This is a genomic window from Streptomyces oceani (assembly GCF_001751245.1).
Taxonomy (GTDB): Bacteria; Actinomycetota; Actinomycetes; order Streptomycetales; family Streptomycetaceae; genus Streptomyces; species Streptomyces oceani.
This window is the reverse complement of record NZ_LJGU01000157.1, coordinates 23,779-31,818: the sequence shown is the minus strand read 5'-3', so window position 1 is coordinate 31,818 and position 8,040 is coordinate 23,779. Positions and strand designations below refer to the sequence as shown.

Genomic DNA, 8,040 nt, shown 5'->3' with positions numbered 1-8,040 from the left:
AGCGCCCGCCGTGCCCCCGGCCGTGCCGCCCGCGGCGGTCCTGCCGCCCCCGCGAGCACCGGCAACTGAGCCCCCAGGGCGAGCACCGGACCCGCCCGCGGCCCTGAACTCCGTAGAGTCACCCGAGCAAGCTCGCTGAGCTTCGGGACGGCATGCCAAGGCCGGGGCCCGTGCGGGCGCGGTAGTTCTCCATGGCACCCTTGGACCGGCAGACACCGTCCTTGAGGACTTCGACGAGGAGCAGGCAGAGTGCAGCGCTGGCGCGGTTTGGCGGAGATCCCAGAGGGCTGGGGACGCAGCGTCGTCACGATCGGCTCCTACGACGGGGTGCATCGCGGGCACCAGCTGATCATCCGGGAGACGGTCCGCCGGGCCAGGGAACTGGCCGTGCCGGCGGTCGTGGTGACCTTCGATCCGCACCCCAGCGAGGTCGTACGCCCGGGCAGTCACCCCCCGCTGCTGGCCCCGCACCACCGGCGAGCCGAGCTGATGGCTGAGCTGGGCGTGGACGCGCTCCTGGTGCTGCCCTTCACCAAGGAGTTCTCGCAGCTCTCGCCAGCCGAGTTCGTGGTGAAGGTGCTGGTCGACAGGTTGCACGCGCGGATGGTCGTGGAAGGACCGAACTTCCGCTTCGGGCATCGCGCCGCGGGCACCGTCGACACCCTCTCCGAGCTGGGCGTGACCTACGACTACGACGTAGAGGTCGTGCAGCTGTACGCCTCGGAAGACGCGGGGCAGGAGCGCACCTTCTCCTCCACGCTGGCCCGCGGACTCATCGCGGAGGGCGAGGTGACCGGTGCGGCCGGGGTGCTGGGTCGACCGCACCGGGTGGAGGGCGTCGTGGTGCGTGGCGCGCAGCGCGGACGACAGCTCGGCTTCCCGACCGCGAACGTGGAGACCGTGCCGTACAGCGCGATCCCGGCCGACGGCGTCTACGCCGGCTGGCTGCGCGCGGCCGGTGAGGTGATGCCGGCCGCGATCTCGGTCGGCACGAACCCACAGTTCGACGGCACCCACCGGACGGTGGAGGCGTACGCGATCGACCGGGAGGGGCTGGAACTCTACGGCCTGCACGTCGCCATCGAGTTCCTGGCCTATATCCGCGGTCAGGAGCGCTTCGACACCCTGGACGCCCTGCTGTCGCGGATGGCCGAGGACGTTGAGCGCAGCCGGGCGCTCGTCGCCGCTGCCGAGCGCGACTAGCAGAGCCGCACGGCGGCGCGCCCCCAAGGCCGTACGACCCGCGGCCGTCGGTCGACCGAACGGCGTTCCGGCATTCGCCGCATACGGGGACGACCTACTTCGGCTGGTGGCGCGGCACAGGTGGCGACACCGGGTGCCTGTCGAGGAATTTCCGCTTTCCCTGGCGAAACGTGCGTAAGCCAGGGAAAGTTGGTCTGTCATCGAAACAGTTGTCCCGTGTTTCCGGGCACGTGCACCGCGGCACGCGTGCCACGTCGAGACCGCTGGAGGAAGCCGTGGCGGCAGAGCTGGAGTTGGCCGGCAGGTCCGAACGGGACCGTGCTGTCGCGGAGTTCGTGCACTCCCAGTTGTTGCGTGCGCGCGGTGAGTCGGCGCGGCTCCCCAGCGTGCTGCTGCTCGGCCCGCGCGGCAGCGGCAAGTCCACGCTCCTCGGCCACATCCGTACGCTGGCGCAGGCGACCCCACTGGGATACCTCGACTTGGCCGAGCAGGGGCATGCCGGCGCGCAGCCGCTCAACGTGCTGACCGAGCTGGTATTCGACCTGAACGAGAAGAAGCAGCACTTCCCCCGGATCAGCTTTCCCACCTGCGGCCTGCTGCTCACCGCCGTCTCGACCGGACTCGACCTGAGCAGCCGGGAGCGCGCGGTGCGTCAGTTGCGGGAGGCCTTGGACACCTCGGGCACTCAGCGGGCGCAGCGTATCCAGGGCGTGCTGGAGGGCTTGGCGGAGGGCGCCGCCGCCCTTGTCGGGGCACCCAACTGGGCGGTGGCACCGGCCCTGCGGCTGTTGCCCACCTGGGGCAGTTGGGGCAGCCTGCGGACCCGACGGCGGCTGGCCCGGGTACGTAGGCAGTACGGTTCCCAGCCGACGGGCGACTTCGTCGTCACCTTGAACCGGGACTACAACCGGCTGGAGGACGGCGAGCGGGAGCGTGCCGAGGAGGTGCTCTTCGACGCCTTCCTCACCGACCTGATGGCCGCCTACGCGGGGCAGGGGGCCGACCGCCGACGCACCACCAACAGCCTGCTGCTGTTGGACAACGCCGACAGCCCGCTGGGTGGCCGGTTCCTCCAACAACTGCTGCGGGCCCGTACGAAGGCTGGGCTGGCCGATCCGCTGGTGGTGCTCGCCACGGCCGCCGGTCGCCCGGAGGAGCTGATCCGGCGGGAACCGGGAGGTACGCCCGCCCCCGGCACGTATCTGTCCTGCTGGGACGCCCCCCACCGGTTTCAGCCGGTTGAGGTCGACGAGGCGCTGCATGTCGGACAGTTACGTGACCTGCGCCGTGAGGAGGTGAACCGGCACGCCGAGGCCACGTTGCGCGCCCTGCCCCGGGACTCGGTGAAACCGGAGACCGACGACTGGACCCAGTGGCTGGGCTGGATCGTGCACGAACTCACCCGTGGGCAGCCGGCGGCGACCGCGGCGGTGTTGAGTGACCTGCGTACGCAGCCCGCCGACCGGCCGTGGGACGAGCGGCTGCGGCAGCTGTTCAGCACCGACCTGGTCGGCGGGCTGCTCGACCGGCTGCTGCCGCTGGTCACCAGCTCGGAGTTACGGGCGATGATGCGCCGCGCCGCCGTCGCCACCCATCTGGGTCAGGCCGGCGCGGCCCGGGAACTCTGGCAGGGCGTCAGCGAGGCGCTGAGTCGCGAGTTCGCCGAGTTCTCCGGAGACCCGCTGCGCACCATGCAACTCGCCGCGGACGACGGCGGCTTGAACGGGGTACACGAAACCCTGCATCCGGTGTTGCGCTTCCTGCTGCTGCGGGAACTCAGCATGGAGGACACGGACGGGAACGCCTGGGACATCGCGCACACGGCGCTCAACCTGCGGGCCGCCGCCCGTATCGAGCGGGACGCCGAGGCGGAGCCCTGGGGTACGGCCTACCACGACCTGGCGTCCGGGCATCTGCAAGCGGCCGCCACCTATCTGGACGGTCGGTTCGACCAGGTGAGCGGAGCGCAGTGGTGCCTCGAGCTGTGCCGTCTGCGCAGGTCGCCCGTACGCACCCCGGGTGGCGCGCTGCCGGGGCCACCACGCAGTCAGTTCGAGGAACTGGTGCGTTTCCTGGCCGATCCACAGCATCCGCGGGATCGCCGGATGAAGGCCATCACCCGGCTGCTGGCGGCGTCCTGGATCAGCCCGGAACCGCGCGACGACCCGGCTGCGGGGCAGGTCACCGACCCGTACCGGAACCCGCTGGGAGACCCGTACGCGGAGCTGTACCCGGAGATTCGGGAGGAGTACCTCACGCTGCGCGGCATGGTCGACGACGAGGCAGATCGGCACGTCTTCCTCCGGCGGGCGGAGCAATACCGGAGGAGGCCCTGGTGGTGAACGTGCCCGATGAGCCGGCGGTCTGGATACCGCCGCGTCCGGAGCCGCGTTGGACGTTGCGGATCGTGGGGGCGCTGGTGGTCGTCGCCGCGCTGGTGCTGGGTGGCCTGAAGGTCCACGACGAGTTCGTCGAGAAGTGTGACGACGGGCTGCGCAAGCGGGGGCCGGCGGATGAGTGCATCGGCGTCACCGACGGAAGCTACACCTTCGAGGACCAAGTGAAGCCTCAGGTGTCGGAGGTGATCGGCAAGATCCATCAGGCCAACCAGGAGGCCGAGGCGTCCAACAAGAAGGTCGTCCAGATCGCCTACGCCGAGCCCCTCACCCTTGGCGACGGAGCCGACCGGGGCTGGCGGAGCCTCCGGCAGGGCCTGCAAGGCGCGTATCTGGCACAGAAGAAGCTGAACGACGGGTCCGGGCACGGAGACAACCCGAAGATCAAGCTACTGCTGGCCAACCCTGGTCGGGACGCGAATCACTGGGAGCCCATGGTCGATCAGTTGCTCGGGATGAGGAACGACGATCCGCCACTGGTCGGCGTCACAGGGCTTGGGCAGAGTCTCGAGAACACCAAGAGGATCGTCGAGAGTCTCCGCGAGAGGGACGTGCCGACGGTCGGCTCGACGGTGACCGCGGACCAACTCAGCGACGAGACCGAAGGATTCTTCCGGATCGCCCAGCCGAACTCCTACCAGGCGGCGGCGATGGCGAGGCACCTGCGTGACCAGCAGCGGAACACCGAACTGCGTGTGCACCTGATCGAGGACACCAACGAGGAGGACATCTACAGCAAGTCCCTGCGGAAGGGATTCCGGTCCGCAGCCGAGGCCCAGGGCCTCGACGTGGGTGGCGAATACCGCTTCACCTCCCGGGAGAACTCCACCGCTGACACGATGGCCGGGGTCGCGGGCCAGATCTGTCCGGCCGCGGAGGAAGTCCAGCGGCACGCTGTCTACTTCGCCGGTCGCGGCCGCGATCTGCGCGAGTTCCTGGACGCCGCGGCCGAGCGGGAATGTCGAGTGGACGTCTATGCCGGGGACGACACGTTGGGTGTCTTCTATAACGGCGAGGAAGAGGAATTGGCCTTCCCGACGAAGTGGCGGGCCAACCAGAAGGATGCGCCGGATGGTGGCATCAAGGTGAAGTACACCGCGCTCACCCATCCCAAGGTGATGGATGATGAGGAGCGTGGGCAACTCAAGACGCAGTTCACGAAGGCTTTCGAACCTTCACCGCAACTGGAGAACGGCCAGGTGATGATCGGTTACGACGCCACCTGGGCGCTTGGCAAAGCCGCTCGCAAGGCGTTCCTCGTCGAGGCGAACAACGAAGAGGTGGCCGCGGTGTCCGTCAAGGGCGTACTACGGGGGATGGATGGCAAGGCCGGTGAGGAGGGCCTCAGCGGTTCGATCGAATTCGACAGGTGCGGAAATCCCACCCCCCGGCCGCTGCCGCTGGTCGAACTGCGGCCACGGGGGAAGGAGAACGAGCGTTACGCGTATCGCGGAGAGCTCCGGAAGGTCGAGTCCGGGTTGAACGAAGCCTGCGAGCTGAAGAGTCACAGCGCCGACTGAGGACGGTCAGCCGCCGGCAGGCCCGAGCCATGCCGCGGGGCCGTCCTCAACCTCCTACGCTGCGGCGGGACCACCCGCTGGCTGCCGCTACCACCCGTTCTGCTGGTACGGCGGCTGACCCGGCATGCCGGGCCCGGGCATCGGCGGGGGCAGCTGGGGCGGCGGGTTCCCGTCCGCGGTCCACAGCCCCTGCTCCTGCTGTACGCGCGCGAAGTCCTCGGCGATCAGGGCGGAGAGGTCGAAGTACGCCTCCCGGGTCTTCGGACGCATCATGTCGAGGTCCAGCTCCGCACCGGCGGACAGGTGTTCGTCGAAGGGGACGTTGATGACGCCCCGGCAGCGTGTCTGGAAGTGCGCCACGATGTCGTCCACCTTGATCATCTTCCCGGTCTCCCGTACCCCGGAGATGACGGTGATGCCGCGCTGCACCAGATCGCTGTAGCCATGCGCGGACAGCCAGTCCAGCGTGGTACTGGCACTGCTCGCGCCATCCACCGAGGGCGTCGAGATGATGATCAACTGGTGGGCGAGGTCGAGCACGCCCCGCATCGCGGAGTAGAGCAGGCCGGTCCCGGAGTCCGTCAGGATGATCGGGTACTGCTTGCCGAGTACGTCGATCACACTGCGGTAGTCATCGTCGTTGAACGTCGTGGACACCGCGGGGTCGACGTCGTTCGCCAGGATCTCCAGGCCAGAGGGGGCCTGCGAGGTGAACCGGCGGATGTCCATGTAGCTGTTCAGATACGGGATCGCGGTGACCAGGTCCCGGATGGTGGCGCCGGTCTCCCGACGCACCCGGCGACCCAGCGTGCCGGCGTCCGGGTTCGCGTCGATGGCGATGACCTTGTCCTGGCGCTCGGTCGCGAGGGTGGAGCCGAGAGCCGTGGTAGTGGTCGTCTTGCCCACTCCGCCCTTGAGGCTGATGACGGCGATGCGATAGCAGGACAGCACCGGAGTGCGGATCAGTTCCAGCTTGCGCTGCCGTTCCGCGTCGTCTCGCCGTGCCCCCAGCCGGAACCGCGAGCCTCCTCGCCCGGGGTTCTGCGAGCGGGTCCTCTTCTTGCCGTTCAGCAGCCGGTCCGAGGAGAGCTCGACGGCCGCGGTGTAGCCCAGCGGTGAACCGCCCTGTGACTGCCGACGGGGATCCTGCTGCGGCTGATGCCCCTGCTGCGCCGGCGGTTGCTGCGCGGGCGGTTGCTGCGCGGGCTGCTGACCCGGTTGCTGGGTCGGTTGTTGAGCGGGCAGCTGAGCGGGTGGAGGCTGTTGGCGGGCCGGAGGGCCGCCGGGAGCTCCCGGCGCCTGCGGCGTGCCGGTGGCGGGTGCGTCAGGAGCGCCGGGCGTCCCGGGAGCCGCCGGGGGGTGCGGGGTGCCGGTCTGTGCGGCCGTGCCCTGCTGCGGGTACGGGCCTCCCGGCTGGGGGTTGCCTTCCGGGAGCGGCTGCGGAAATCCGTACGCCGGCTGTGCGGACGGGCTGACCGCCGTCGGGGGTTGCGTCGCCGGGGTGCCGGGTGTGGCGGGTGGGGGGAAGCCGTAGCCGGTCGGGGCGGCGGGTGGTTGGGGAGTGGCCTCCGGCGGGGGGCTTTGCCACGGCTGTTGCGCTGGCGCTGACTGCTGTTGCTCCTGACCAGGTGTCGTCGGAGGCAGCGGAGCGCTCGCGGGTGCCGTGCCTGGGCTGGAGGTGCCGGGGCCGCCAGGGGCGCCGGGAGCGCCGCCCTGGGCCGGTGACAGCGGCTGTTCTGAGCCGGTCACGGGGGAGTTCGGCGCTTCGGGCGTCCCCGGACTACCGGGAGCCGTGGCGGGGTTTCCCTGGGAGAAAACCGGCATCTCGTGACCGTAGGGCACCGGCGATGGGGGCGGGGGGCCATCGGGATCGCCGGTCATCGCCGGGGAATGAGCGGCCGAAGGCGTGCCGGGAGCCGGTGCATCCGTGTCGGGCAGCCAGGGGGCCGCGTCCTGCGGAGCGACGGGCTCCGGGTGTACGACTGCGGGCGGCTGTGCGGGCTGGTAGTTCGGAGGCAGCGGCGGCAACCCGCCCGCCGCGCTGTCGTTCCCCGGAGCGGCGGGCCACGACGAGACCGGCGTGGGAGCGACGCCCATCGGGTGTGGAGCGGCCGTGCCCTCCGACGAGGCACCGGAGTACGAGCCGGCGGTGTCCGGCCCGGGCTCGGGTGCCACGTCAGCCGACTTGGCGGTCGGCTCTGCCGGCTCGGGGTCCTGGGCGTACGCCTGCCACGGCACTGCCGGCCCCCCGTCCCGCGGCTCGCTCGCCTGCGAGGGCGGGGACGGGAACTCCCCGACGGCCTCCTGGGGAGCACCAGCCCGCTCCGCGTCGTCCCGTAGTTGAGCTATCTCCTCCTTCAACCGCGAGTCCGTGCGCCCGCCGTCGGGCCCACTCGCCGCCAGGCCGCTGACCTCGTCCAGTGGTTCGGCGCGGCCTTCGGTGTTCTCCGGAGGACCGGGCTCCGGGCTCGCCGTCTGCGCTGCCTCGGGAGCGGACGGGGTCCGCGACTCTGGCGGCATGATGGGGAAGTCGTCCTGCTCCGTGGCCGGTTCCATGCCCTGCATGTACCAAGCGGGAGGGGTGTAGTCGATGGTGAACTGACCGGTCGACTCCGATTCCAGATCGGGCTCGACGTCCACCTCGGGCCGATCGGCACCGGTGGTCCCGCCGGCGTGGTGCTCGTCCCGATCGCTGCTCACAATGCCTCCTGCTGCTGTGGTCATGCACCCCGTGTGTGCGTTCGCGCGCACTGACAAGCCTAATTGCCTCGACGTGGGTCACGGCACCGGTACAACTCCTTCGTTACCACTGCACACTTCCCTGCTGACCCACTCAGGGCATGGTGGCCCCCATCGGCTTCCGCTGGCCACCGCCGGCGGGCGTCGGATGGCTCACGGCGCGACTTTCACGCTCTGGGCGG

At 70.1% G+C, this 8,040-nt stretch carries 4 protein-coding genes; 3 read left to right on the top strand and 1 reads right to left on the bottom strand.

All coding sequences use genetic code 11. From position 1 onward, the window contains the following. Positions 1-249 precede the first annotated feature (249 nt). The 3 genes from AN216_RS24685 to AN216_RS24675 all read left to right on the top strand — a co-directional run bounded on the left by AN216_RS24685 (position 250) and on the right by AN216_RS24675 (position 5,119). Entirely contained in the window at positions 250-1,203 is a 954-nt protein-coding gene (locus AN216_RS24685) for a bifunctional riboflavin kinase/FAD synthetase (protein WP_070198939.1), read from the top strand. A gap of 275 nt (positions 1,204-1,478) precedes the next feature. Next, entirely contained in the window at positions 1,479-3,545 is a 2,067-nt protein-coding gene (locus tag AN216_RS24680) for a P-loop NTPase family protein (RefSeq protein WP_079166967.1), read from the top strand. Continuing rightward, a complete protein-coding gene (locus AN216_RS24675) occupies positions 3,542-5,119 on the top strand; it encodes an ABC transporter substrate-binding protein (protein WP_139140987.1) in 1,578 nt (525 codons plus the stop codon). Before AN216_RS24680 ends, AN216_RS24675 begins: the two co-directional genes overlap by 4 nt. 87 nt (positions 5,120-5,206) lie before the next feature. Here AN216_RS24675 and AN216_RS30500 read toward each other — a convergent pair whose 3' ends face one another. After that, positions 5,207-7,819: an SCO5717 family growth-regulating ATPase gene (locus AN216_RS30500; RefSeq protein ID WP_070198937.1), complete on the bottom strand. Its 2,613-nt coding sequence runs from the start codon at positions 7,817-7,819 to the stop codon at positions 5,207-5,209. Positions 7,820-8,040 lie beyond the last annotated feature (221 nt).